This is a genomic window from Saccharothrix texasensis (genome assembly GCF_003752005.1).
GTDB lineage: Bacteria > Actinomycetota > Actinomycetes > Mycobacteriales > Pseudonocardiaceae > Actinosynnema > Actinosynnema texasense.
Genome location: NZ_RJKM01000001.1, coordinates 3145521 through 3170657, shown reverse-complemented (window position 1 = coordinate 3170657; position 25137 = coordinate 3145521). Strand labels below are relative to the sequence as shown.

Here is a 25137-nt window from a genome sequence, read left to right as displayed (position 1 = left end):
CTTAGGGATCCCGGACGTGCGCCGGTCGTTTCCTGAGGTGATTCCAAGGTTCGCTGAAAGTTGCCCTGAACCCGGCTTGGTCTGCTGGTCCCAGGCGCGCCGGACCGACCGGCGCACTGGACTGAACGAGGGATGCCCATGCGGATCCGGACCAGGCTCATCGCCGCCGTCCTGGCGGCGGGAACGCTGACGGCGCTGGCGGCGAGCACGTCGCCCGCGCTGGCGAACCCCACCACGGCGGTGGTCGAGGACAAGGCGAAGCCCGACCATGGGACGCCGGCCAAGGTGAAGCCCGAGCAGGGGAAGCCCGCCAAGGTACGGCCGGATGCGGGGAAGCCGGGCCAGGAGAAGCCGGGCAAGGGAGAAGGGGTGCCCGAGGAGGCGGTCAAGCTGTTGGCGGCCCGGCTCGGCATCACCGTCGACCGCTCCCGGCAGGTGTTCCGCGACCTGGAGAAGGTCAAGGCCCGGGGTGACGACATCCTGCGGGACCGCGCGTTCGTCGCCATCGCCGAAGGCCTCGGCTTGACGCCCGAACGGCTCCTGGAGGTCCTGCGCGAGGTCAAGCGGACCCTCGCCGAGCAGCAGCCCAAGCCCACGAAGTGACCGGTTCTCCCGAGCGGCCCGGACCGGGTGTCACCCGGTCCGGGCCGCGGCCCGCGAGTGGCCCGGACGCCGTCACCCATACTGGTGGCGTGCGGGTCCTGGTGGTCGACGACGACGAAGCTGTCCGCCTCTCCTTGGCCCACGCGCTGCGCCGCGACGGCTACCAGGTCTCGGTCGCCGCGGACGGCCCGCAGGCCCTGGACGAGCTCGGCCGGGTCCGGCCCGAGCTGATCGTGCTCGACGTGCTGCTGCCCGAGCCCAACGGCCTGGAGATCTGCCGCAGGCTGCGCCGACGTGGCGACCGCACGCCGATCCTCATGCTGACCGCGCGCGACCTGGTGGAGGACCGCGTCGCCGGGCTCGACGCGGGCGCCGACGACTACCTGGTCAAGCCGTTCGCGCTGGACGAGCTGCGCGCCCGGCTGCGTGCCCTGCTGCGGCGCACCGGTGTGGACAACGAGGTGTTGCGGTTCGCCGACGTGGAGATGGACACGACCACCTACCGCGTGCACCGGGGCGGGCGGCCGATCGAGCTGACCCGCACCGAGCACGCGCTGCTGGAGCTGTTCCTGCGCAACCCGGACCGCGTGCTGAGCCGGGTGCTGATCTTCGAGTCCGTCTGGGGTTACGACTTCGGGCCCGCGTCCAACGCGCTGTGGGTCTACATCAGCTACCTGCGCGGGAAGCTGGAATCGGCCGGTGAACCGCGGCTGATCCAGACCGTGCGCGGACTGGGGTACGTGTTGCGGGAGCGGCCATGACGCTGCGCACCAGGGTGGGGCTCGCCGGCGGCGCGGTGGTGCTGGTGGCCCTGGCCATCGCCTCGGTGGTGGTCTACTCGTCCGTGCGACCGAACCTGCACCGGCAGCTGGACGACTCGCTGATGAAGGCCGTCGAGAGCAGCCCGACCGTCGCCGCCCAGCTCAAGCAGAAGGTCGAGGCCTCCGGGCAGCCCAAGCTCGCCGACACCCCGGTCGACCTGGGCAGCACGCTGGTCCAGTTCATCCCCGCGCCGGTGCGCCCCGGTCCGAACCGGGCCTTCATCGACGTGACCAAGCGGGACGCGAACGTGGCCGTGGGGCAGGAACCGGCCTATTTCCAGGACGTCACCCACGACGGCGTCGCCTACCGGGTCTACACCGCGCTGATGCCGGGGTCGCGTAGCGGTGGTGGCGCGCTGGTCCGGGCCGCCCGGCCGCTGGACGACGCGACCGGCCTGCTGACCGGGCTGGCGGCGTTGCTGGCCGCCCTGACCGTGGTCGGCGGGCTGGTGGCCGCGCTGGCCGCCCGGCTGGCGGCGCGGCGGGTGCTGCGGCCGGTGCGCGTGCTGACCGACGCCGTCGAGCACGTGACCGCCACGAAGGACCTGAGAGCGCGCGTCGACCTGACCGGACGCGACGAGATCGGCCGCCTGGGCCGGTCGTTCGCCGCCATGATGACCGCGCTGGACGCCTCCGTGCACGCTCAACGCCGGCTGGTCGCCGACGCGTCGCACGAGTTGCGCACCCCGCTGACCAGCCTGACCACGAACCTCGAACTGCTCGCCGAGGACGACGGCCTGCGCGACCCGGAGGCGCCGGCGCTGGTGCGCGCCGCGATCGGGCAGGCGGGCGAGCTGCGGTCGCTGGTCAACGACCTGATCGACCTCGCCCGGTACGGCGAGGGCACCGCGCGGGCCGAGGACACCCGGCTGGACCTGGTCGCCGACCGGGTGGTCGCCAAGGCCGCCGGGCGGGCCGCCGCGCCGCGGTTCGAGTCGGCGTTGTCGCCCTGCCTGGTGCACGTCGACCCGGACGCGATCGAGCGGGCCGTCGCCAACCTGGTGGACAACGCGGTGAAGTGGAGTCCGCCAGGCGGCCAGGTGCTGGTCGTGGTGGCCGACGGGGAGCTGACGATCACCGACGAGGGACCCGGCATCCCGCCGGCCGACGTGCCCTTCGTGTTCGACCGCTTCTACCGGTCGGCGCAGGCGCGGTCGATGCCCGGCTCGGGGCTCGGCCTGGCCATCGTGCGCCGGGTGGTGGAGACCTACGGCGGCGAGGTGGCCGCCGAACCCCTCGCCCGCGGCGTCCGGATGCGGCTGCGGTTGCCGGTGGCCAGGGACTGACGGCGGGCGCGGTCACCGCCGGAGTCGGCTGCGGCTGAAGATGGCCATGAACCGACCGCGGGCGCGGCTGCCGGTGGTCATGAAGGCTGCCGGTGGTCGTGAAAAACCGCGCGGTCGCCGCCGGGCCACCCCGTCCGCCCGCGACCGGTCCGCCTAGTACTCCAGTAATAGATCGTGACCTTCACGGCTCTTGGTCGACTTGACGCTGGTAGTGGGCCTGTTGGGCGCGGTATTGGTGACGTCGTCGCCACCACGACCAGTGCAGGCAGTCCCTGGGACGGTCGACGTGCTTGATCACCAGACGGATGAACAAGTGCCGGATCTCGTTCAGCGTTAACGGAATCAACCCTGCCGGAGCCGGCACGGCCCGCTCGGCCGCAGTGGTGATCGCCAGGAACAGGTGCGCCAACAACACCAACGTGGTCCAGCGGTGCCACGAGGTCCAGGTGCGGACCTGGTGTTCGTCCAAGCCGGTCTGGCCCTTCGAGGTCTGGAACGCCTCCTCGATCGTCCACCGACGTCCCGCCACCCGCACTAGTGCGGAAAGCGCCACCACAGACCGCGAGTAGCAGCGGTAGAAGGCCAACTCCCCGGTGCGGCGGTTGCGGCGGACCAGTAACCAGCGGTGCCCCGGCGGCGCGTCATCCGGTGCGGTGACGGTGATCCACGCCCAGTCGTGGAAGCGGTGGCCCTTGGCCCCCGCGCCGCCGGACAACCGCTGCCACGCCCGTTTCGGAAGCCGGGCGACCATCGCGTCGACGCGATGGGAGCCGGCCGCGGTGGTGACGCGATGGTCGCAGGCCACCGCCAACACGTACCCGACACCACGGCTCTCCAGCATGGTGCGCAACGCCGAGGCGGCGCCGTAGACCTCGTCGCCTGCCACCCAGGCCGCCGCGGCACCGCCGTCCAGAGCACGGACGAGCATGCGCCGGGCCAGTTCGGTCTTCGTCGCGAACCCGGTGTCCTCGGGAACGCCCGCCGCCGCACACCGGTCCGGGTCGTCGGTCCACGACGCCGGCAGGTACAACTCCCGGTCGATCAGGGTGTGTCCGACGGTGGTCGTATAGGTCAGGAACACCCCGACCTGCGCATTCTCGATCCGGCCCGCGGTCCCGGTGTACTGCCGCCGCACACCGACGGTGTGCACGCCCTTCTTCACGTCACCGGTCTCGTCCACCACCAGGATCGCCTCGGCGACGCCCAGACGCTCCACGGCGACCGCCCGGATGTCGTCACGGACGGCGTCGGCATCCCACACCGCCTTACGCAGCAGGTGCCGCATCCCCGCCGGGCCGGCATCACCGGCGTGCTCGGCGATCGTCCAACAGTTCTTGCGCGGCAGGTCCGACAACAGGCCCAACACGAACGCCCGCGCCCGTCGACGCGGTTCCACCCGCGTGAACCGGCCGGCCACCCGGGCCATCAGCCCGTCGAACGTCTCCCGCCATCGGTCGCGGTCTACGCTGTGACCCGCGGCCACCACATGATCTTGGACAGTCCTCACAAACCGTTCATGATCACCTGGTGGCCGCACCCGTATTCACGGCCCCCTGACCAGCCAAGATCACGAACTCTGGCTGGAGTATTAGGCGCGCTGCTTCGTTCATGTGTCCAACGAGTCCGAGGCGTTTGGTCGACGCGGTGCACGGCGTCATGCAACCACTGGCTGGCGTGTCAGTCAGTCGCTCGGACGTCGCTGAGGTCCTGGAGCAACTCGTTGGTTCAGGCGATCTGCTCGAACTGCGCCATGACAACGGGCGTTCGACGCGGTTGCTTTACCTGGCGCCGCCGTCTTTCATTGAGCGGGGACCCGGCCACTACCTGCTGCTGGGTATCCGTCCCTTCGGTGCGCCCCTCATCCAGGACGACCTCGCGGGCGAGATCGATTACGAGGGCCACACACGCTTGATCCCCGAGGGAAAGCCCGCAGGCTTCGCCAGCGGACTATGGTGCCCCAGAGACGCGGCAGGCGACAACCGGGTCTTCGCAAGCACCGCGGACCTTCCCCGCAGCTTCCCGAAGACCCCGAGAGGACTCCGGAAGCTCGGCGACGATGTGTCCTCGCAATACGGCGCGACCGTTTCGGCGTGGAACCCGCAGTACCTTGAGATCACTGCGCTGTGTGTTGTGTCGGGTGATGCAGGCTCGACGGACAGCGCGGCGGAGTGGGCATCGGTCGCCCATCAACAGCGCTTCCACGACGAGTACGACCCGCTGGCCCAGCCCTTCCCCGTACACCTGGCCAAGAAGGCAGAAGAGTACTGCTTCTCTACCGGGTCGAACGAAGACGAGGCGGAATAGTCGAGCCTGACGGGGCGAGCCGCCACGAGGAACCAGCTCGCCCTCGCCAGTGGCTCAAGGCGGTGCTGGCTGGTGGAAGCAGGTGCGGCACGCCTGATGGTGCTGGTGTGAAGAAGGCCGGTCGACGCACCCTCACCGAGCAGGACGTGACGGACCTGGTCGACGAGCAGATCGCCGCGTACCGAGAGCTCGCGGACATGACGCGTCGAGTGCGCACCACCTTGTCGGATTACATGCTGTCAACGTCGTACTAGGAAGGGCTGTAGTGTCGAACCCCAACTCGCGCGAGGTGCGCAACCTCTGGGTGCTGGTGTCCGTGCTCTTCTCCCTCCTGGTGGGTTTGGTGACCGGCGTGGTGAAGAACGCGACCGGTGCCGGTGTCGCCGAAGCCGTGCTGACTGGCGGACCCGCGTTCGCTGGCTCGATGGTGCTGTGCCTGGGCGTCCTCGCGTTCCTGCACCAGTTCGAGCACTAACCGTGTGCCTGCCGAAAACGCCATCTGTGCAGGTCAGGCAGCATGGTGATATTCGTTGAGGATGCCGCCCAATCGTTGTCGTCGGCGGATGTCGAGTCGGGTGGCGGCTGCTTGATGGGTGACTGGCTATGGCAGTGGTTGTAGTGGTCTGGCGTTGGCGATGCCTTGGTGGGGCCGGTGGGTGTTGTATGAAGTCCTCGTACTCGCGCAGGGTGTGGAGCAGGCGCTGTTGGTTCCACATCAGCGTTGTGCCTGCCGAAAACGTTGTCCGTGCAGGTCAGGTGGCGTGGCGGTACTCGTTGAGGATCCGCCCAGTCGTGGCGTCGGCGGATGTCGAGTAGGGCGATCGTTGCTTGATCGGTGGTCGGTTGTGGCAGCAGTCGTAGCGGTCGTACGTTGGCGATGTCCTGGTGGGGCGGTGGGTGTTGTAGAAGTGCTCGTATTCGTGCATGGCGTGGAGTAGGTGCTGCCGGTTCCGGATGAGGGTGTGGTCGAGGAGTTCGTGGTGGCAGCTGCGGATCCGGCGTTCCGTGATCGCGTTCATGCGGGGGATGCGGACTCCGCTGAGGACGACATGGATGTCCGCGTTGGCGGAGTCGGGTCGAACAGGGTGGGGAACTTTCCGTCTCGGTCGCGGATCAGGAATCGGGGTGGTGCTGCTGGCGTCGTCGAGGTCCATGGAGAGGTTTCTGGCGGCTTGGGTGAGCCAGGATGCGGTGGGGTGTGCGGTGACGCCCAGGATCCTGACTCGGCGGCTGGGGTGTTCGATGACCGCGAGCACGTACAGGCGGGTGCCGCTCAGGGTAGTGGTCTCGAAGAAGTCGCAGGCCAGTAGAGCGCTGGCTTGCGAGCGGAGGAAGGTCGACCAGGTCGTCGAGATGCGCTCGGGAGCGGGGTCGATCCCGGCGTCCTGGAGGATCTGCCGGACGGTGGAGGCTGCGATGTCGATGTCGAGTAGTTCTCCGTGGATTCGGCGGTGGCCCCAGGTGGGGTTCTTGCGCGCCAAGAGCAGATGGAGCAACTGGTTCGTGGTCGGCCGGGCCGCCTTGGGGAGGGACCTGGCTGCGTGGCGGCACGCGAGGAGGTCTTGGTGCCAGCACAGCACCGTCTCCGGACGTGCCAGCAGTCGGAGCCGATGAAGCGTAGGGGCGGGAGTCAATGCGGCAGTGCCGCGAGGAAAGCCCGGTCGGAGGGGGAGAACCGAGGGTGGTCCTTGCCCGGTTGGCGTTCCAGGATCGTGATCTGGTGCCGTAGCGCCAGGATCTCCGTGTCCTTGTCCCGGTCGCTCATGGGCAACAGGCGCAGCAGCGCAACGGCGTTGGTGACGCCCAGGTAGGCCAGTCGGAACAGCACAGCCGGTCGTCATGCCGCGTCACCCGACGAGCCCGCGGAACACGAGCATCGCTACGGGCCATCCCGCGCTCGTGTCCTGACCGCGCTTCTGACCTGCATGAATGGAGTTGTCGCCAGGCACAGGCCGACGCGGTGCTGCTTGAGGGACATGGTTCGTATCTTCAGCACCTCGTAGGAGAGGGAGGTGGCAGCGCGTCGAAGGTTGGCTCGCGGGAGCATGTCGCAGCAATGACCGGCTGCGACCATCCCTGACCGGTCGGGCCGGTGTCGATCCGGATCAAGTGTGCACGCGGGATGGTCGTCGCGGCACGGTGTGCGTTGCACCGTGCCTGCGGGCGCGGACGTCGATCGGCTCGACGTGATAGGGCGGGCGTGTCCCGAGACCGCCACGCTGGGCGGCGTCCGGAGCAGTCAGTGCCCGAGCGCGCGGTCCTTGCCGTCGCGGGAATCGGCTTGTCCGCATCTTTACGGTGTTTCGGTCGGCGGTGGGCCTGATGGTGTGAGGGTGGGTGACCGGTCGGGCGAGCGGGATCGAACCGATGAACGTGGTGGACACAGGTGCTGACGGTGCCCAGGGAGACGGGGGAGTCCCGGCCGGGGTGGATCAGCGTGCGGTCGCGGCGGGCGGCGGGGTGGTCGTCCAAGTGGGTGGGAACGCGACGGTCACGGTCGAGCAGACGGTGCGGAGGGTGCTGCCGCGCCAGTTGCCCGCGGCGCCGGGGGTGTTCGCCGGTCGGGTGGCGGAGCTGGTCGCGTTGGACCGCGCTGCGGGCGTCGGGGCACCGGACGGCGTGGCGGCGTCCGGGGCGGTGATGATCTCGGCGATCGGTGGGGCAGGTGGGGTCGGCAAGACCTGGCTGGCCCTGACGTGGGCGCATCGCAACTTGCACCGGTTCCCCGACGGGCAGCTGTTCGTCGACCTGCACGGCTTCAGTCCCACCGGACGGCCGATCTCGCCGGCGGAGGCGTTGCGCGGCTTGCTCGACGCTCTCGGCGTCGCCCCCGACCATGTCCCGAGCGGGCCGGATGCGCAGGCCGCGCTGTACCGCGGCCTGATCGCGGGCAGACGGATGTTGGTGGTGCTGGACAACGCCGCGACCGCCGAGCAGGTCGTGCCGCTGCTGCCGGGCAGCCCGACCTGCACCGTGCTCGTCACCGGCCGCACCACGCTGGCTTCCCTGATCGACCGGTACGGCGCCCTGTGCTTGCCGAAAATGTCGTCCGTGCAGGTCAGGCGGCGTGGTGGTACTCGTTAAGGATGCCGCCGAGTCGTTGTCGTCGGAGGATGTCGAGTCGGGTGGCAGCTGCCCGGTCGGTGGCTGGCTGTGGCGGTGGTTGTAGTGGTCTGGCGTTGTCGATGCCTTGGTGGGGTCGGTGGGTGTTGTAGAAGCGCTCGTACTCGTGCAGCGCGTGGAGCAGGTGCTGCCGGTTCCAGATCAGCGTTCGGTCGAGCAGTTCCCGTCGGCAGCTGTGGATCCAGCGCTCCATGATCGCGTTCATCCGCGGGATGCGGACACCGGTGAGGACGACCTGGATGCCCGCGTCGGCGAGGACGGCGTCGAACAGTGCCGGGAATTTGCCGTCCCGGTCGCGGATCAGGAAGCGCGCGTGTCGGTTTGCCTCGTCGAGGTCCATGGCGAGGTTCCTGGCGGCTTGGGTGACCCAGGAGGCGGTCGGGTGCGCGGTGGCGCCCAGGATCCGGATTCGACGGCTGGCGTGTTCGATGACCGCGAGCACGTGCAGGCGGGTGCCGTTCAGGGTGGAAGCCTCGAAGAAGTCACAGGCCAGGAGCGCGTCGGCCTGGGAACGGAGGAAGGTCGACCAGGTCGTCGAGGTGCGCTCGGGCGCCGGGTCGATTCCGGCGTCCTTGAGGATCTGCCAGACGGTCGAGGCGGCGACCTTGATGCCGAGGACGAGGAGTTCGCCATGGATGCGGCGATAGCCCCAGGTGGGGTTCTCTCGTGCCAGGCGCAGCACCAGGAGTCGGATCGAGCGGATGGTTCGTGGTCGGCCGGACTGTTTGGGGCGGGAGCTGGCTGCGTGGCGGCGCGCGATGAGGTCGCGGTGCCACCGAAGCACCGTGTCCGGGCGTACCAGTAGTCGGAGCCGATGAAGTGTGGCGACGGGAAGTCGGTGCAGCAGTGCCGCGAGGAACGCCCGGTCGCCGGGGGAGAACCGCGGACGGGCGTTGCCCAGTTGGCGTTCCAGGATCGTGAGCTGGTGACGTAGCGCCAGGATCTCCACGTCCTTGTCCCGATCACTCATGGGCAGCAGGCGTAGCAGCGCGAACGCGTTGGTCATACCGAGGTAGGCCAGTCGGAGCAGCACAGCCGGTCATCATGCCGTGCTGGTCGATGCCGCAGCGGATGACAGCCGTGCTGTGAGCGCTTCGAGGCCTTTGGCCCGGCACGCCCTCTACCAGCGTGGATGGAGTTCTCGGCAGGCACAAATCCGTGACACCGTCTCCTTCGACACCGAGGCGCCGTAGATCTCGGCGAAGTGCGCCGAGATCTCCCCGGTGGTCAATCCCTTGGCATACAACGACAACACGATCTCGTCGACGTCGGTGAGGCGACGTTGCCGCTTCTTGACGATCTGCGGCTCGAAGGTGCCCTCCCGGTCGCGGGGCACCTCGATCCCCACCTCGCCGGCCGCGTCGGAGATCACGGTTTTGGTCCGGCTGCCGTTGCGCACGTTGGTCGACTCGCGGCCGGGTTCCGCGCGGTTCTTCTCGTGGCCGAGGTGCTCGGTCATCTCCTCGGCCAGGGCGGTCTCCAGCACGCTCTTGGTGAACAGCTTGAGCAGGCCATCAGGGCCGGTCAACGCCAGTCCTCGCGCCTTGGCCTCGGCCACCATCGCCGCCGCGGCGGCCTGCTCCGGCGACAGCTGCCGCCCGGTCCCCGTCTCGCTCTTCCGTGCGCTCACAAGCTCAGATGTCATCACTCACAGTGCCCATCCCGCCGGACCCCAGGCCCGGCGTGTCGGGCCGAACACACCGATCTTGAAACAGTCCCGCTGGATCGACGCGACACGGCACACGGCTGGTCTCGCTGCGCGGCTTACCATCGCGGGTGGAGTAATCGCGATCGATCGGGTGTGGCGGTGTTCAACCGGCCCAGGCCACGGCGAGTTCGGTGAGTGGTGAGGGGTCGGTGGGGGCGATGTACCGGTAGCTCTGGGGTGGCTGGAACGCGGAATGTGCCCGTAGACGGGCGAGTGTCAATGGCGTCGGCAGCGTCCGGGGGGCGGCGATCGACAGGGCGGTGGCTTGTTCTGCACCGGCGAAGTAGTCGGAGAACTCCGCCTGAGACAGGCCAAGTTGGCTGCGGTACCGACGCCAGATGGTCGCAGGGCTGGCGGTGTCCCGGTCCGCCAGCGTGGCTACGCCGACGACGGCCATGACAGGGGAACTGGAGTAGATGACGAGAAGCGTGCCAGGTGGCGCGGACACCCGGGTCCGGCGCAGCTCGACGGTCTTCGTGCCGTCAAGGATCGCCTGGGCGAATCTGGGGCGCAGCGACAGCAGCAGTGGACGCGGGGCGGGCAGGAACTCGCCTTCGGATGCTGGTGTCGCGATCATGACACGGACCTTATCTGCGAACGCAGCCGAACACACGTTCGACTTCACGTAGTGGTGTGATCAGGGTTTACGTCGTGCCGGTTCGGTACAGGGCGGCGAACAGTTCAGGTCGGATGCGGTGAGGCCCGTAGAACGTCTTCGGTCCACCGTGCTGCTCCCTGATCAGGGAGTACGTGTTGGTGGAGATGGGTCTGGCAAAGAGTTCGGTGTCGGAGAACCGTAGGGCCTGGATCTGCGGTCTGCCGTCTGCCAGCTTCTCCAGCAGGGGCAGGTCGAGTACGCCGTAGTGCTTGAGGGCGGCATGCAGGCGCGATGGCGTGTCGACGTCGATGGCGTCCAGGAAAGAGGTGCCGATGATCTCCGCGGAGGTGTGGCGTCCCTGGCTGACTCTCCACAGGATTCTGGAGGGCGCGGTGAGCAGGTTGTCGGCCGCACGGTAGTAGACCTGTTCACGGCCCAACGACAGCTCGACCGGGCGGGTGGTCAGCTGGATCGGGTAGCCGAGCAGGTCGCCGCTCCATCTGGGTTGGATGGGGATGATGTAGTGCGGTAGGTCGCTGTCGGTGAGTTTGGCGGGCCAGAGTGAGCGCTCGATCTCTGCTGCTGTGCGCGGCGAGAGGCCGGGGCGCAGCAGTGGACCCGGTCCTACGTCGACGAGTTCGCGTGCTTCGTTGGCGGCCTGGGCTACCTCCTGGGCTGTGCCGCACACCGGGACGACCCATGCGTATCGGTGACCACCGTGATGGTGGAACGGGTCGGATGCCATCGCGCGGGTGAGGACGCCGCCCACGTGCTGGTCGGACACGTCGATGACAAGCGCACCGTGGTTCCGGGCGTCGCGGCGTAACAGCCAGACCAGCTGGCGGGCGATCGTGTCGGACAACTGGTGCACGGCCGTCCGCAACAAGGGCACCCGCAGTACCTGCCCGTCGAGGTATGCGGCGTAACAGGCGATCGCGGGTTCGGTACCGGTGTGGATCAGCCAGCGCGGGACATCCTCCCGCGCGAGCCGGCGCAGCAGATCACGCAGCTCACTGCGGGTTTCCCCGGAAGTCCTGCCCAGGAACTCCAGCAGGCGGGGTTCGTCGTCCGCACCGGCTCGGACCTGGTCGTAGGCACTGCCTTGAAGCCGTGCCGGCTGGTAGGCCCAAGCCCGTGCGACCTCGTCCAGGTGGGTGACGAGGTGATCCGGATCAAGGACATGGAAGGAGGCCAGTGCCGGCACTGTTCGTTGGAGATCCGCGAATCGCCTGCGTAGCCCGTCGTCCCACGTCAGCAGGACGCCGACACCGGACGCCACCGCCTCTGCGATCTGCCACAGGTCCCCTTCGTCCTGGCGCGACAGCTCCTGGCCGGTGGTAGCCGATGCCCGGACCAGCTGCGCGAACACGTCCTCGGCCTCACCCGCCGCGGCGGTTCGGCGCGGATAGTGGCTCGCGGCCAGTTCGACCGGTACCCGTTGATCCTGAGGACGATGTGCCAGTTCACGGTCGACGCCATTGGTGACGACCAGACGAAGGCGACCCTCCAAATGGTCCGCGACCAGCACCTGCGACCGCTGCGCGCTGGAGGCGTCCGCCCGCGTGTGCAGGTCCATGAGGATGTTGAGATCGAGTGCCGCCTCCAGCAGATCGGGCTCGTCTGCCAGCAGCTCGGCCTCGGTGAGCGAGCTGAACAGGTCGGCGTGGCCGTGATCCAGCCACCACACCGTCATCGGACTGCGATCCTTGCCGCGGCCGACAGCGGAACCGCGGGCGTGGAAACCCAGCGCCTCCCACATCGGGTTCAACCCGTAGTCGTCCCGGCACTTGGCCCGAATCCCCAGCCGGGACGAGTGCCTGGCCCGGATCTCCGCCACCAACGCGCGGGCCACTCCCGACCCGCGCGCCTCGGCGGCCACACACAGGTGCGACAGCATCACCTGGTTGCTCCTGGGCAACCGGAACAGGGCGTAGCCCACAGGTCGGCCGTCGATCCTCGCGGCCACCAGGCGGCCCCGATAGGCGGCCTCCCAGAACGCACCTGCCGGCATCATCCCCAAAGTTCGGCTGTATCGCTTGCCCAACTTGATGAGTTCATCGACCACCGGATCACCCGGCCGTACCTCGCCAACCTCAAGCGCACCCATAGCGCGATCACTCTAGTGGCCACCAAGCCAGGGCGGCATTTTCATTCACGATCTATCGACTGGAACGGGAGAAGTTCGGGCCGCCCGCAGAACTGCGGATCCGGCGGCGGGTCGACGGCGAACTCGTACCCCGTTACGAGATCTGGGGACCGGTCCCCGACGACGAGGAGTTGCGAGACCTCAGCGGGAAGTTGATGCCCGAGCTGAATGGCCTGGCCGCTCGGTTCGGCATCCGGTTGTCGAGGTCGACGGTGGACGATTCGAGCCGTTCCTGCTGGCCGCGTTGGCCGAGTACGGGCGGGAGCACTCCAGTGGTCCGGGCTGGAGCGGGATGCCTCCGGCGCTGGTGGACCGGCTTCCGCGTCTGGCGGAGTTCGAGGGCCACTCCCTGGACCCCGAGGCCGCGATCCGGTCGGTGCTGGCGGTGCGGTTCAAGAGCTACCTGACCGAGGAGAACGTCCAGGGCCGTGTCCGCGAGTTGGAGGCGGACGCGCGGGATTGGCTCGGTATCCAGGCGAAGCCGTTGGCGGACTACATCGCGGAGCGTTTCGGGGACGTTGCCTCGGTCATCGTCGAGCCGGAGGTAAACTTTGTCGTGGGACCCCGCACTACAGGGCTCGAATGACATGATGGAGCAGTGAGCGGGTTCGAACAGGGGTCGGTGTCGAACGCGGTGTCGAACTCCGTCGTGGCTGGGTCCGCGATCCAGGTCGGCTCTATGACTGGTGACATCAATCTGCGTACGGGCGTCCCGGTCCGGTCCCGCTACCGCAAGCAGGTCGAACGCATTGTTCCGAAGGAACTGGTGGACCGTGAGGCGGAGCTAGCCGAGTTGGCGGTGTTCTGCACCTCGCCGCAGGACCTGTACCTCTGGTGGCGAGGGGAGGCGTGGGCAGGCAAGTCGGCATTGCTGTCGTGGTTCGTGCTGAACCCGCCACCGGCGGTGCGGGTGGTGTCGTTCTTCATCACGGCCCGCTTCTCGGACCAGAACCGCCGGCAGGGGTTCGTCGAGGCGATCTTGGAGCAGTTGGCGACGTTGCTCGATGAGCCGCTGCCGCCCTTGGCCTCGACATCCGAAGCCCATCTGCTGGGCATGCTGGACGAGGCCGCGGCGTTGTGTGTGAGCCGTGGCGAGCGCCTGGCGCTCGTGGTCGACGGTTTGGACGAAGACCGGGGTGTCACCACGGATCCGGACGACCACAGCATCGCGAGTCTGCTGCCTGCCCGCCTGCCGCACGGCATGAGTGTCGTCGTGGCAGGGCGGCTCAACCCGCCTGTGCCCGACGATGTCCCGGAAGACCATCCCCTCCACGATCCGTCCATCGTGCGCATGCTGCGGGTCTCGGAGGCGGCGAAGGCGGTGCGGACGGAGATGGAACGGGAGTTGCGCCGCCTACTGTCATCGGAACGTGACCTGGTCGGCGTGCTGACCGCCGCGATCGGCGGTCTCACCGCAGCGGACCTAGCGAGTTTGACCGGCAGGCCCGAGTGGCAGGTGCGCGAGCAGTTGGACACCGTCACCGGACGCAGCCTCATGCCCCGGCCGGGCCATTGGCATCCGGACGACATCTATGTTCTGGGGCACGAGGAACTGCATATCGCCGCACAGCGCCGTCTGGCTGACTCCATGTCCGAGTATCGCCGACGACTGCACGCCTGGGCCGACGAGTTCCGCGCCCGACGCTGGCCGGACGACACACCCGAGTATCTGCTGCGCGGCTATTTCCGGCTGCTGGTCTCGTCCGGCGATCTCGGTCGGCTCGTCGACTTCGTCGCCGACCATCGGCGTGTTGACCTCATGCAGGAGATCTCCGGTGCGGACCAGGCGGCGCTCGCCGAGCTCTCCCGGACCGAGGAACTGGTCCTCTCCACTGACCAGCCGGATATAGCCGCGATGGCTAGGTTGGTGATGAACCGCCAGCGCATCATGGATCGCAACGCCATGGTCCCGGCAGGTCTCCCGGCCGTGTGGGCGAGGCTCGGGCGGTGGGACCGTGCTGAAGCGCTGGCTGACTCGATCACCTATCCGGTGGAGCGAGTCGACGCACTGACCTCGCTGGCGCGCATCGCGTCCGAATCTGGCTCGACAGAGCACGCTGGTGTGCTTTTTAGCCGCGCGGGTCACACATCGGCATTTCTCACCGAGCCTGTCGACCAGCGGCGGGCGGCTGCTGCCAGAGCACGTGCCGCCGTGGTGCTGGGTGATCTTGAGTTGGCGGTCGACATCCTGGACGAGGTGCCTGGTGGCCCGCAGACTGCGGAGGTGGCGGGTGAGATCGGGGCGGCCCTTGAGCGGAGCTGGGGACCGACGCTGACCGACATGGTGATCAGGACCACGACCTATCTCCCGGCAAAGCTCAGGTTCATGATATCCGCCGCGGAAGTGGCGGCTCCCGAACGGGCACGTCGCCTGTTGGCTTCTGTGCAAGTTGCCGCCATCGACCTCCTCCAGCGGGAGGGCGAGGACATTGCACGGCACTGGGCGCGGGCCTACACGACTGTGGAGGGCGTCGGTCCGGTCATCGCAGCGGCTGGAAGACTGAGCGGTCTGCGTCGAGCGTTGGTGCTCGCTGAGCTGGCTGCCCGTGCGCGAGACCTCGACGCTGTGGTGACGCTGGCACGGGAACTCGATGCGGTCGAACGCGGGCCGTTCCTACGGGCGGTGTGTGGCATGCGGTCCTGGAACGACGACGAAGCAGGACAGCTCCTGTCCGGCGTGCCGGATGGCTACCGACGTGAGGCATTGGTCGAACTGATTGCGGCATTAGCCCGGTCGGGCGATTTGGACAGGGCTGCCCATATAGCAATCAAGTCGGGCGATCGACTGATGATTGTGGCAGTAGCGGAGTCAGCGGCGGCACAGGGACGGACGGATCTGGCCCTGAGCCTGGTCGTGCGCGCGACCGACCTGATCCGCGCCGACCTGGATCCGGTCGCATTGCCTCACGGCACAGCCGTCGTTGCCCTGATCGCAGCCGAGAACGGCGATTCGACCCTCGCGCACGAATTCATCGAGCGGTGCCTCGCCTCCCCTCACCAGGAAGAGATCCGAGAGCACCTAGTCGAAGCCGTCGCCCGAAACGGGGATATCGAACGTGCGATCACGCTTGCAGAGGGAAGGGATCGCGCGTTGGCTGGTGTCGTGCGTGCGGCGGTGGCCCGTCTCGATCTTGCCGCTGCCCAGCGCGCACTCGACCGCATCAACGACGACCACGTCCGGAACGATCTGATCAGCCCTCTGGCGCAAGCTGTAGCGGCGTCCGGCGAACTCGAGGCGGCCGAGGCGCTGGTCCTGTCCGGCCTGGACGGGTGGAGATCGATGATCGACGTCGTGGCGGCGGCATCGACTCTCCACGAAGCCGAGATACTCGTGCACACAGCACCACCGGAACACCGACAAGCGTTGTCGGTCGCCTTAGTCCGAGCAGCGGTGGCAGTTGGCGACTTGGAGCGGGCCACGACCATCGCCCGTCGGATCGACGGGCCAGACCACCGAGCCGAGGCGTTGTCTGTGGTGGCGGAAGCTGCGGCCATCGAACGCGACAACGTGCAGCTGAAGTTGATCACTGAAGAACTCGACATCATCCTCGCCATGTGGACGACGCAGGCGTGGCCTAACCCGCTTCGCGAGGTCAATTCAGTGTTCAAGGCACTGGCAGATGAGCAGGATCCTGGACCGGTCGCCGAGGACGTGAACCATCCGGACCAGCGCATCCGAGTTGCCGTGTTGCTCGCCCAGATCGGCTTCGAAGACGTCGCCACCCACCTGGTAGACACGATCCCTGCGGACTACGAACGAGGCCACGGCTGGCGGGAACTAGCTTTGCGAACGCCTTTGGGTGCGACCGGCAGGCCGATCGTGGAGTTACTTCGGCTCCTCCACTGGACCGACGCCGTGACCGTCGTCGGAAAATTCGACCCGCAGGCACTCCGAGTTGTCGCGCAAGAGCTGTCAGAGTGGGATTCCGCACAAGGAAGTGGCGAGGGCTGAAGTCATTGCGTGGATCAATTCTTGATCCTTATCGATTCATCTGCCTTCGCTGCGGTCGTCGGTCGAAGGCACGCGGGACCGGACCGGCGGATCGTCACTCGTTCGGGTGGGTGATGTAACCCGGCTTACGTTCTCGGCGACTGGACGGGCAAGACACCGTGGTGCGTCGGGGTCGTCCGGCGTGACGCTGTGCTTGCCGAAAATGTCATCCGTGCAGGTCAGGCTGCACGGTGGTATTCGTTGAGGATGCCGCCCAGTCGTTGTCGTCGGCGGATGTCGAGTCGGGTGGCGGCTGCTTGATTGGTGGCTGGTTGTGGCAGTGGTTGTAGTGGTCGGGCGTTGTCGATGCCTTGGTGGGGCCGGTGGGTGTTGTAGAAGTCCTCGTACTCGCGCAGGCTACGGAGCAGGTGCCGTTGGTTCCAGATCAGTGTGCGGTCGAGTAGCTCCTGTCGGCAGGTCCGGATCCAGCGTTCCATGATCGCGTTCATCCGCGGTATCCGAACACCGGTGAGGACGACCTAGATGCCCGCGTCGGCGAGGATGTTGTCGAACAGGACGGGGTACTTGCCGTCGCGGTCTCGGATCAGGAAGCGCACGTGTCGGCCTGCGTCTCCGAGGTCCATGACAAGGTTCCTGGCGGCCTGGGTGACCCAGGAGGCGGTCGGGTGCGCGGTGGCGCCGAGGACTCTGATCCGGCGGTTGGCGTGCTCGATCACCGCGAGCACGTACACGCGGGCGCCGTTCACGATGCGGGTCTCGAAGAAGTCGCAGGCCAGTAGAGCGTCGGCTTGTGAGCGGAGGAAGGTCGACCAGGTCGTCGAGGTGCGCTCGGGAGCCGGATCGATCCCGGCGTCCTGGAGGATTTGCCAGACGGTGGAGGCTGCGACCTTGATACCGAGCACGAGCAGTTCGCCGTGGATGCGCCGGTAGCCCCAGGTCGGATTCTCGCGTGCCAAGCGCAGCACCAGCAGGCGTATTGAGCGGATGGTCCGTGGTCGGCCGGGACTCTTGGGACGGGATCTGACCGCGTGGCGTCGGGCGATGAGGTCCCGGTGCCACCGCAGGATCGTCTCCGGGCGCACCAGCAGTCGGAGTCGACGAAGCGTGGCTACGGGGAGTCGGTGCAGCAGGGCCGCGAGGAATGTCCGGTCGCAGGGGGAGAACCGCGGACGGGCGTCACCGAGTTGCCGTTCCAGGATGGTGATCTGGTGGCGCAGCGCCAGGATCTCCACGTCCTTGTCCCGGTCGCTCATGGGCAGCAGGCGCAGCAGCGCGAAGGCGTTGGTCATGCCCAGGTAGGCCAGTCGGAGCAGCATGGCCGGTCATCATGCCGCGTCAGCCGAGGGCGGTGCGGACCTGTGGCCACACCTGGGAGCCTCTCGATGCCTCAGCTACGCACGGCTTCGACCTGCATGGATGGAGTTTTCGGCAGCTACAACGGTGCGCACGCCGTTCAAGCGCCACGCCACACGCCCCAACTGTCACGCGGGCAGAAGGCGGTCAACCGGGCCCACGCCCGCATCCGCGCACTCGGCGAACGCGCCGTCTCGCTGCTCAAGGGCTGGAAGGTACTGGCCAAGCTGCGCTGCTGCCCACGTCGGGCCACCGCGATCGTGGCGGCCATCCTGGTCCTGCACCACCTCGAGACCCATCGCCACCTACGATGAAAAACGTTCTATGGTGAAGTCCCGGCCTCGGACATGCTGGCGTTGTGGGACAGAGGCTTCGACAGCAACGCTTTACTCGCCGAGGTGCACGGCACCGGCGTGTGGTCCCGGGCAGGCTGCGCAACAACCGGCGCATCCCCGTCGCGGCCCGTCTTGTTGACGGCTCCTACCTGTCGGCGATCGGCGCCCTCCGGGCGCGGGTCCTCGACGCGCGGATCACCTTGACCCTGGCGAGGGCCACGTTCACCGGAACTTATCGTCCGGAGCCGTTGTCAGGGTGTTGTCGAGGTAGTCGAGTTGCCGTTGGATCCGCTGGGCGCCAGCTTCACGCGTTTGCTCGCGATACAGCTCCAGTGCTTCCTGCCAGACTGCGCGAGCCTGTTCGTGCTGTCCGAGGGCGGTGTGTGGGTGGCCGAGATGGTCGAGGGTACTGGCGACCTGGTAGGTGTGGCCGAGGGTGCGAAGCAGCGTGAGGGCTTGACGGTAGTGGTGGATGGCCTGGTGGTGATGGCCGGTGTGACGGTCGATGTAGCCGAGGCTGTCCAACGTGGCCGCCTCGCCTTCGGAGTTGTTGTGGTGTCGGTGCAGGGCCAGAGCGGTCTGGCAGTGGCTGCGGGCGGTGTCGAAGTCGCCCAGGCGAGCAGCGAACCAGCCGACTGCGTTGAGCGCCTCGGCTTTCCGCGTCGCGTTGTCGAGGGTGCGGCAGAGGTCGAGGGCATTTCTGGCGTGTTTCATGGCCTTGCGATCGTCTCCTCGCAGCTCCCATGTCTGCGCGAGATCGAGGTGCGTTCCGGCTTGTTGGGTGGTGTCGTGGTGATGTTCGGCTAGTGCGAGCGCCCGGTGAAGGTGCCCCGTAGCCTCCTCGTGCCGGCGCAGCCGAAGGTAGGCGATGCCGAGGTAACGGCGGGCGCGGGCGCGCGTGGTGGGCTCGGGTAGGTGGGTGGCGGCGTTCAATGCGGCATGCCACACGGCTAAGTCGTCGTCAAGGTGTCCCCGCCGCAGATGGAAAGCACTCAGGCTCTGCGCCAGATGCCATACGGTGTAGTGACGGTGGTGTGTGACAGCGGTGCGCTGGGCGGCGAGCAGATGGTGATGTTCGGCTTCCAGCCAGGCCATCGCGGCGGGCGGGTCGGGCAGCGGGTGCGGGTACACGCCGGGAGATGGCAGCCCGGGTCGGACCGACTCGTCGTCGGGGGTCAAGAGGCAGTGGGCGGTGTGGGCGGTATGCAGGTAGAAGTCGGTCACCCGCTCCAGTGCCGCCTCCCGGACGAGGTCGGGCAGGTCGTGGGTGAGGGTGGTGGCGTAGGCGCGGACGAGGTCGTGCATCGCGTGCCGGCCACCGAGGCGTGAGTCGATCAGGGAGGCGTCGGCAAGTGCGCGGAGCACGGCGCGTGTCTCCCGCTCGGGGAGACCAGTGAGGTTCGCGGCGGCGGGTAGGCCGATGTCTGGGCCAGGGGCGATGCTCAGCAGTGCGAACGCGGTGCGCTGATGTTCGGTGAGGTGGCGCAGGGACCAGGAGAGCACGGCGGGCAGGCTGGCTGTGGGGTCGTCGGCGTCGAGGGCGTCTAGGCCCGATTCGCGCAGTTCGGTGGCCGCCTCTTTCAGGGGGAGGCCGGGTTGCGCGTGGGCGGCGATCAGGCCGAGCGCGAGCGGGAACCCGCCGCACAGCGCGATGAGCTCGGCGGTCGCGTGTTCGTCGTCGGCGACGCGGTCCGGGCCAAGGGCGGCGACGAACAGGGCGCGGGACTCGGTATCGGTGAGCACGCCGAGAGGCAGAGAGTGAGCACCGTGTCGGGTGATCAAGCCGGGCAGTCGGCGGCGGCTGGTGATCAGCACAGTGCAGGTGGTGCCGCCGGGTAGCAGCGGCACGGCCTGCTCGGCAGTGGCGGCGTTGTCCAGCACGATCAACATCCGCCGCTCGGCGACCAGGCTGCGGAATAGCGCGGACCGTGCCTCCAGGTCGACCGGGATGCGGTCGGGGAGCACACCGAGGGCGTCGAGGAAGCCGTGCAACGCGACCGCCGGGTCGGTGGGTGTGCCGTCCGGACTGAATCCGCGCAAATCCACGAACAGCTGCCCGTCGGGGAACCGGTCGAGGTGCCGGTGCGCCCATGCCAGTGCCAGCCAGGTCTTGCCGATGCCGCCCGCCCCGCCGATCGCGGAGATCACCACGGTGCCCCGCCGCTTCAAGGCGGTGTCCAGCGCGGCCAGGTGGTCGCCGCGGCCGGTAAACCACCGGGGTGGGGCGGGCAGTTGCCGGGGCACCGCCGACGACCCGCCTGTGATCGTGGTGTCAGACGGGGTGAGGGTGGGGTCGGCGATGAGAATGCGCTGATGCAGTTCTTGTAATGCCTCACCTGGCTCGGTCCCCAACTCCTCCACCAGGCGCTGCCTGGTGTGTTGATAGTGCCGCAGGGCATCGGCCTGGCGCCCGCCCCGGTACAGCGCCAGCATCAGTTGCCCGGCCATGCGCTCGTCCAGCGGTTCGGCCTCCGCCGCAGTGGCCAACTCCGGCAGCACTTGACGGTGCCAGCCACAGGCCAGCGCCCAGTCGATCCGGTCGGCCTCAGCGGCGGCGCGTTCCAGGTGTAAGCGGTTCCGGATCGCCTGCGCCCATGGAGTGTCCAACTCAGCCAAAGGCTCGCCTCGCCACAGGCCCAGGGCCTTTTCGATCACGTCCAGGGCACGTTCGGAGTCCTGCTGTACGCGGGCGCTCGTCAGCAGTTGGTGGAAGCGGTGCAGGTCCACGATGTGAGGTTCGGCGGTCAGTAGGTAACCGGCGTTCCGGTGGATGATCGCGACACCGCTCGGGGCCAGTGCCCGGCGCAGGTGGGTCAGGTACGTACGCAGTGTCGACCGCGCCCTGGACGGTGGCCTCTCACCCCAGACGCGGTCGATCAGTGTGTCCACCGCCACCACACGACCTGCTTCGACCGCGAGCACGGCCAACACCGAACGCTGCCGACCGTGCCCCATCGACACAATCTCGCAACCATGCCGGACTTCTAGACCACCCAGTACACCCAGGACGACCTCGGGATCTCCGCCCTCCCTGCCATCCGCCCACGTCATCGGCATTGGCCAGTCACACAACACCCCAATCCCGGCGGCTCACCTACGCCCGAACTGGGCACCGCGATTCCGCTCAGCCTCTTCTGAATACCTGGATCGACCTGGGAATTCAACGTCCGTCCGGCGGCCTCTCAACCCCACCGACGGACTCTGGGTGACGCCGAGCTCGGGGGGACTCGGATGATGGCGGAGCCGGGCGGCCAGCGGGCACCTCAGACATCAGGGGCCCGGCTCCGCTCGCCACCGGTGCTACCTGAACCGGATATCGCGGAAACTTCCGATCGATCGATGGGAGACAACACAACATGCAGGTACGTCGACTTTTCGCCGGAGCGGCCCTTGTCGGGGCCGCGCTCACGGCAACCGCCGCAGCCCCGGAGGCTCAGGCCATCGACCTCGGAGCGTCTGCTGTCACGTGCGGGAACGCATACTGGCCGCACACGAATAAGGACAACGGGTCCGGCGTGGTGGACAAGTCCGGCAGCGCGGCCGTGCACACCGGCCCGTACGGTGCCTGCACCACTGTGGGCTACGTCAGCCAGGGCACCACCGTGTACTACGACTGCTTCTCCGACAACGACTACGGCCACAGGTGGACCTGGATCCGCGCTGCCAACGGCAGCAGCCTCGGCTGGATTTACGGCGCCTACCTCGACGACGGAGGTGCCACCACACGCTGCTAACCACCGGCCAGCGGTCCGGGTCGGCTGCAGAAGTCGACTCGGACCGCCTTCGTCACAACACAAATGCCCTGAGGGCGAACGACGGCGTCAAGAAACCGTTCGGCAAATCGAGCAGGGCGACGGTGACTGCCAGCAGCAGTGCGTAGGACATGCCCCACGCCAGCAGCCATACGAAGTTCAAGCGGCTGGCGATCGGGGGGATGGCGAGGTTGCCGGGACTGTTTCAAGATCGGCTCTGGCGCACTTCCGGTGGTGGCGCGGTGAGCCCAGGCCGTGACGGGGGTTGACGGTTGTCCTGATCATTTATGGCTCAGTTGGCGAAGCTGGTCGGTGCGGTGTTCTCGGGGCTTTCGGCGCTGTCGGTCGAGGATGTCGAGGACGTTGGCGATGTGATCGTGGTGCGGGCGTCGACCAGGGGCCATGAGGTGGCGTGTCCTGCTTGTGGCACGTCGACGGATCGGGTGCATGCCTTCCACGAGCGGGTCCTCGCCGATGTGCCGGTGGATGGACGCCGGGTGCTGGTGAGGTTGCGGATACGCCGGATGCGTTGCCCTGTCGCGGAATGCGGGCGCTGGACGTTTCGGGTGAGGTTCCCCCGATAACCCGAGGTGGTTGTTATTGAGCGGAAAGTGTTCGGTTGCCTACATGATGGCGTGGCGGACGTGCGGTGCCTGGAAGTAGCCGCGGACGATGTGGGGTTGGCGTTGGCGGCGGCGTAGGAAGCGTCGGGTTTCGTGGGCGAGTCGGTCGACGTTGTGGGCGCGTGAGGCGTTGACGTTGCGTTTGAGGTCGGCGTTGAGCAGCTCGTCGGGGTTGAGCTCGGGGCTGTAGCCGGGCATGAGGTGCACCTCGACCCGGTCGGTGTTGTCCCGCAGCCAGGCGCGGACGGTCTTGCTGCGGTGGACCGGGTGTCGGTCGGCGATGACGTGGATCTTCCGACCGGCCTGGCGGGCGATACGGTCGAGGAACGTGGTGAACACCGGGGCGGTGAAGCGGTCGGTGAACACGGTGAACCACAGCGCGCCGCGCGAGGCGACGGCGGACATGACGTTGGCTCGCAGGCGTTTCCCGGTCACGCGCACGATCGGCGTGCGGCCCTTTGGCGCCCAGGACCTGCCGGGCGGTGCGGCGTCGGAGCGCAGTCCGCACTGGTCGACCCAGGCGATCGCCGCGCCCTCGGTCTTCGCCCTGGCCTCGATCGCCGGGTACTGCTCGTCCAGCCACGCGCGCACCGCGGCGGGCTGCTGTTCATAGGCCCGCCGGGCCGGACGATGCGGAGTGAACCCGTGTCGACGCAGCCACAACCCGACGCCCTGCTCGGTCATGTCCACGCCCACGACCAGGCGGATCAGCTCGACCACCGCCGGGCGGGTCCACAGCGGGCCGCCGATCAGCAGTTCCTCGGGCGTGTAGTCGGCCATCGCCGTGAACAGGGTGGCCCTGTCCTCCGGAGTGATCAGTTCGGCGGGGCCGGGCCGCCCTGTGCGAGTCGCCAGGCCATCGCGGCCGTCCTGTCGGTAGGCACGCCACCAAGTGCCCACCGAGCGTTCCGAGACGCCAAACACTTCCGCGGCCTGCCGATACCCCTCGACTTGCCCGGACTCCAACGCGGCCACCACCCGCAACCGCAGCACCTCACGTTCCGCGGGCGATAACCGGTGGGCGCCCTCGATCTCGATCACGAGTGATCAACCTACCGGGAGACGATCACTTTCGACTCAATAGGAATTACTCGTCTAGTACTCCAGCCAGAGTTCGTGATCTTGGCTGGTCAGGGGGCCGTGAATACGGGTGCGGCCACCAGGTGATCATGAACGGTTTGTGAGGACTGTCCAAGATCATGTGGTGGCCGCGGGTCACAGCGTAGACCGCGACCGATGGCGGGAGACGTTCGACGGGCTGATGGCCCGGGTGGCCGGCCGGTTCACGCGGGTGGAACCGCGTCGACGGGCGCGGGCGTTCGTGTTGGGCCTGTTGTCGGACCTGCCGCGCAAGAACTGTTGGACGATCGCCGAGCACGCCGGTGATGCCGGCCCGGCGGGGATGCGGCACCTGCTGCGTAAGGCGGTGTGGGATGCCGACGCCGTCCGTGACGACATCCGGGCGGTCGCCGTGGAGCGTCTGGGCGTCGCCGAGGCGATCCTGGTGGTGGACGAGACCGGTGACGTGAAGAAGGGCGTGCACACCGTCGGTGTGCGGCGGCAGTACACCGGGACCGCGGGCCGGATCGAGAATGCGCAGGTCGGGGTGTTCCTGACCTATACGACCACCGTCGGACACACCCTGATCGACCGGGAGTTGTACCTGCCGGCGTCGTGGACCGACGACCCGGACCGGTGTGCGGCGGCGGGCGTTCCCGAGGACACCGGGTTCGCGACGAAGACCGAACTGGCCCGGCGCATGCTCGTCCGTGCTCTGGACGGCGGTGCCGCGGCGGCCTGGGTGGCAGGCGACGAGGTCTACGGCGCCGCCTCGGCGTTGCGCACCATGCTGGAGAGCCGTGGTGTCGGGTACGTGTTGGCGGTGGCCTGCGACCATCGCGTCACCACCGCGGCCGGCTCCCATCGCGTCGACGCGATGGTCGCCCGGCTTCCGAAACGGGCGTGGCAGCGGTTGTCCGGCGGCGCGGGGGCCAAGGGCCACCGCTTCCACGACTGGGCGTGGATCACCGTCACCGCACCGGATGACGCGCCGCCGGGGCACCGCTGGTTACTGGTCCGCCGCAACCGCCGCACCGGGGAGTTGGCCTTCTACCGCTGCTACTCGCGGTCTGTGGTGGCGCTTTCCGCACTAGTGCGGGTGGCGGGACGTCGGTGGACGATCGAGGAGGCGTTCCAGACCTCGAAGGGCCAGACCGGCTTGGACGAACACCAGGTCCGCACCTGGACCTCGTGGCACCGCTGGACCACGTTGGTGTTGTTGGCGCACCTGTTCCTGGCGATCACCACTGCGGCCGAGCGGGCCGTGCCGGCTCCGGCAGGGTTGATTCCGTTAACGCTGAACGAGATCCGGCACTTGTTCATCCGTCTGGTGATCAAGCACGTCGACCGTCCCAGGGACTGCCTGCACTGGTCGTGGTGGCGACGACGTCACCAATACCGCGCCCAACAGGCCCACTACCAGCGTCAAGTCGACCAAGAGCCGTGAAGGTCACGATCTATTACTGGAGTACTA

Annotated in this window: 22 protein-coding genes and 3 pseudogenes; 13 read left to right on the top strand and 12 right to left on the bottom strand. The window is 67.8% G+C overall.

Annotation, left to right across the window (positions count from 1 at the left end):
* Positions 1-138: 138 nt before the first annotated feature.
* The 3 genes from EDD40_RS12555 to EDD40_RS12545 all read left to right on the top strand — a co-directional run bounded on the left by EDD40_RS12555 (position 139) and on the right by EDD40_RS12545 (position 2710).
* Positions 139-603: a hypothetical protein gene (locus EDD40_RS12555; RefSeq protein ID WP_123743056.1), complete on the top strand. Its 465-nt coding sequence runs from the start codon at positions 139-141 to the stop codon at positions 601-603.
* Between the two features lie 89 nt (positions 604-692).
* Positions 693-1364, top strand: a complete 672-nt coding sequence (locus EDD40_RS12550; RefSeq protein ID WP_123743055.1) for a response regulator transcription factor — start codon at positions 693-695, stop codon at positions 1362-1364.
* Entirely contained in the window at positions 1361-2710 is a 1350-nt protein-coding gene (locus tag EDD40_RS12545) for a sensor histidine kinase (protein ID WP_123743054.1), read from the top strand. Before EDD40_RS12550 ends, EDD40_RS12545 begins: the two co-directional genes overlap by 4 nt.
* A gap of 181 nt (positions 2711-2891) precedes the next feature.
* Here EDD40_RS12545 and EDD40_RS12540 read toward each other — a convergent pair whose 3' ends face one another.
* Positions 2892-4136 carry an IS701 family transposase gene (locus EDD40_RS12540; protein WP_123747766.1) on the bottom strand — a complete coding sequence of 415 codons (1245 nt, stop codon included), beginning with the start codon at positions 4134-4136 and terminating at the stop codon, positions 2892-2894.
* Positions 4137-4342: 206 nt separating this feature from the next.
* Here EDD40_RS12540 and EDD40_RS12535 point away from each other — a divergent pair, with 206 nt between their 5' ends.
* The 3 genes from EDD40_RS12535 (at position 4343) to EDD40_RS12530 (ending at position 5489) form a co-directional block, all read left to right on the top strand.
* A complete protein-coding gene (locus tag EDD40_RS12535) occupies positions 4343-5014 on the top strand; it encodes an RNaseH domain-containing protein (protein ID WP_170185049.1) in 672 nt (223 codons plus the stop codon).
* Positions 5015-5121: 107 nt separating this feature from the next.
* Positions 5122-5268, top strand: a complete 147-nt coding sequence (locus EDD40_RS41655) for a hypothetical protein (RefSeq protein ID WP_170185048.1) — start codon at positions 5122-5124, stop codon at positions 5266-5268.
* An 11-nt stretch (positions 5269-5279) separates the two neighbouring features.
* The gene (locus EDD40_RS12530) at positions 5280-5489 is read left to right on the top strand and encodes a hypothetical protein (protein WP_211348159.1); all 210 of its coding nucleotides are present in this window, start codon (positions 5280-5282) and stop codon (positions 5487-5489) included.
* Positions 5490-5766: 277 nt separating this feature from the next.
* On the opposite strand, the gene EDD40_RS42615 is transcribed toward EDD40_RS12530, so the two are convergent.
* Positions 5767-6495, bottom strand: coding sequence for an IS481 family transposase (locus EDD40_RS42615; protein WP_246037622.1), 729 nt, complete (start codon positions 6493-6495; stop codon positions 5767-5769).
* A gap of 149 nt (positions 6496-6644) precedes the next feature.
* Positions 6645-6842 carry a hypothetical protein gene (locus EDD40_RS43490; protein ID WP_246037621.1) on the bottom strand — a complete coding sequence of 66 codons (198 nt, stop codon included), beginning with the start codon at positions 6840-6842 and terminating at the stop codon, positions 6645-6647.
* Positions 6843-7381: 539 nt separating this feature from the next.
* On the opposite strand from EDD40_RS43490, the pseudogene EDD40_RS12515 reads away from it, so the two are divergent.
* Positions 7382-8041: pseudogene (locus tag EDD40_RS12515) on the top strand (tetratricopeptide repeat protein); the annotation flags it as partial.
* 31 nt (positions 8042-8072) lie between these two features.
* On the opposite strand, the gene EDD40_RS43485 reads toward EDD40_RS12515, so the two are convergent.
* From EDD40_RS43485 to EDD40_RS12495, 4 genes and pseudogenes are all read right to left on the bottom strand, one after another.
* Positions 8073-9170, bottom strand: a complete 1098-nt coding sequence (locus tag EDD40_RS43485; RefSeq protein WP_123743052.1) for an integrase core domain-containing protein — start codon at positions 9168-9170, stop codon at positions 8073-8075.
* Between the two features lie 120 nt (positions 9171-9290).
* Positions 9291-9782 (bottom strand): annotated as a pseudogene (locus EDD40_RS12505) (transposase); the annotation flags it as partial.
* A 166-nt stretch (positions 9783-9948) separates the two neighbouring features.
* Positions 9949-10422, bottom strand: a complete 474-nt coding sequence (locus tag EDD40_RS12500) for an ASCH domain-containing protein (protein ID WP_123743051.1) — start codon at positions 10420-10422, stop codon at positions 9949-9951.
* A 67-nt stretch (positions 10423-10489) separates the two neighbouring features.
* Positions 10490-12550 carry a GNAT family N-acetyltransferase gene (locus tag EDD40_RS12495; protein ID WP_123743050.1) on the bottom strand — a complete coding sequence of 687 codons (2061 nt, stop codon included), beginning with the start codon at positions 12548-12550 and terminating at the stop codon, positions 10490-10492.
* Positions 12551-12881: 331 nt separating this feature from the next.
* Between EDD40_RS12495 and EDD40_RS12490 the strand changes: the two genes are divergently transcribed.
* Positions 12882-13175, top strand: coding sequence for a hypothetical protein (locus tag EDD40_RS12490; protein WP_148088771.1), 294 nt, complete (start codon positions 12882-12884; stop codon positions 13173-13175).
* 12 nt (positions 13176-13187) lie between these two features.
* On the top strand, positions 13188-16541 hold the full coding sequence (locus EDD40_RS12485; RefSeq protein ID WP_123743048.1) for a P-loop NTPase family protein: 3354 nt from the start codon (positions 13188-13190) through the stop codon (positions 16539-16541).
* A gap of 218 nt (positions 16542-16759) precedes the next feature.
* Here the strand turns inward: EDD40_RS12485 and EDD40_RS43480 are convergent, their stop codons facing one another.
* Both EDD40_RS43480 and EDD40_RS43475 read right to left on the bottom strand, forming a co-directional pair.
* The gene (locus tag EDD40_RS43480; RefSeq protein WP_281277850.1) at positions 16760-17038 is read right to left on the bottom strand and encodes an integrase core domain-containing protein; all 279 of its coding nucleotides are present in this window, start codon (positions 17036-17038) and stop codon (positions 16760-16762) included.
* Between the two features lie 21 nt (positions 17039-17059).
* Positions 17060-17857, bottom strand: coding sequence for an integrase (locus EDD40_RS43475; RefSeq protein ID WP_246037619.1), 798 nt, complete (start codon positions 17855-17857; stop codon positions 17060-17062).
* Positions 17858-17969: 112 nt separating this feature from the next.
* Between EDD40_RS43475 and EDD40_RS12475 the strand changes: the two are divergent.
* A pseudogene (locus EDD40_RS12475) lies at positions 17970-18208 on the top strand (transposase family protein); the annotation flags it as partial.
* 243 nt (positions 18209-18451) lie between these two features.
* Here the strand turns inward: EDD40_RS12475 and EDD40_RS12470 are convergent.
* On the bottom strand, positions 18452-21184 hold the full coding sequence (locus tag EDD40_RS12470) for an AfsR/SARP family transcriptional regulator (protein ID WP_246037618.1): 2733 nt from the start codon (positions 21182-21184) through the stop codon (positions 18452-18454).
* A gap of 560 nt (positions 21185-21744) precedes the next feature.
* Between EDD40_RS12470 and EDD40_RS12465 the strand changes: the two genes are divergently transcribed.
* Positions 21745-21963, top strand: a complete 219-nt coding sequence (locus EDD40_RS12465; protein WP_123743047.1) for a hypothetical protein — start codon at positions 21745-21747, stop codon at positions 21961-21963.
* A gap of 52 nt (positions 21964-22015) precedes the next feature.
* Here the strand turns inward: EDD40_RS12465 and EDD40_RS44355 are convergent, their stop codons facing one another.
* Positions 22016-22144 carry a hypothetical protein gene (locus EDD40_RS44355; protein WP_281277773.1) on the bottom strand — a complete coding sequence of 43 codons (129 nt, stop codon included), beginning with the start codon at positions 22142-22144 and terminating at the stop codon, positions 22016-22018.
* A 124-nt stretch (positions 22145-22268) separates the two neighbouring features.
* On the opposite strand from EDD40_RS44355, the gene EDD40_RS12460 reads away from it, so the two are divergent.
* Entirely contained in the window at positions 22269-22565 is a 297-nt protein-coding gene (locus EDD40_RS12460) for a transposase family protein (RefSeq protein ID WP_123743046.1), read from the top strand.
* Between the two features lie 39 nt (positions 22566-22604).
* Here EDD40_RS12460 and EDD40_RS12455 read toward each other — a convergent pair whose 3' ends face one another.
* Entirely contained in the window at positions 22605-23597 is a 993-nt protein-coding gene (locus EDD40_RS12455) for an IS630 family transposase (RefSeq protein WP_123747983.1), read from the bottom strand.
* A 268-nt stretch (positions 23598-23865) separates the two neighbouring features.
* Between EDD40_RS12455 and EDD40_RS12450 the strand changes: the two genes are divergently transcribed.
* On the top strand, positions 23866-25110 hold the full coding sequence (locus tag EDD40_RS12450) for an IS701 family transposase (protein WP_123747766.1): 1245 nt from the start codon (positions 23866-23868) through the stop codon (positions 25108-25110).
* Positions 25111-25137 lie beyond the last annotated feature (27 nt).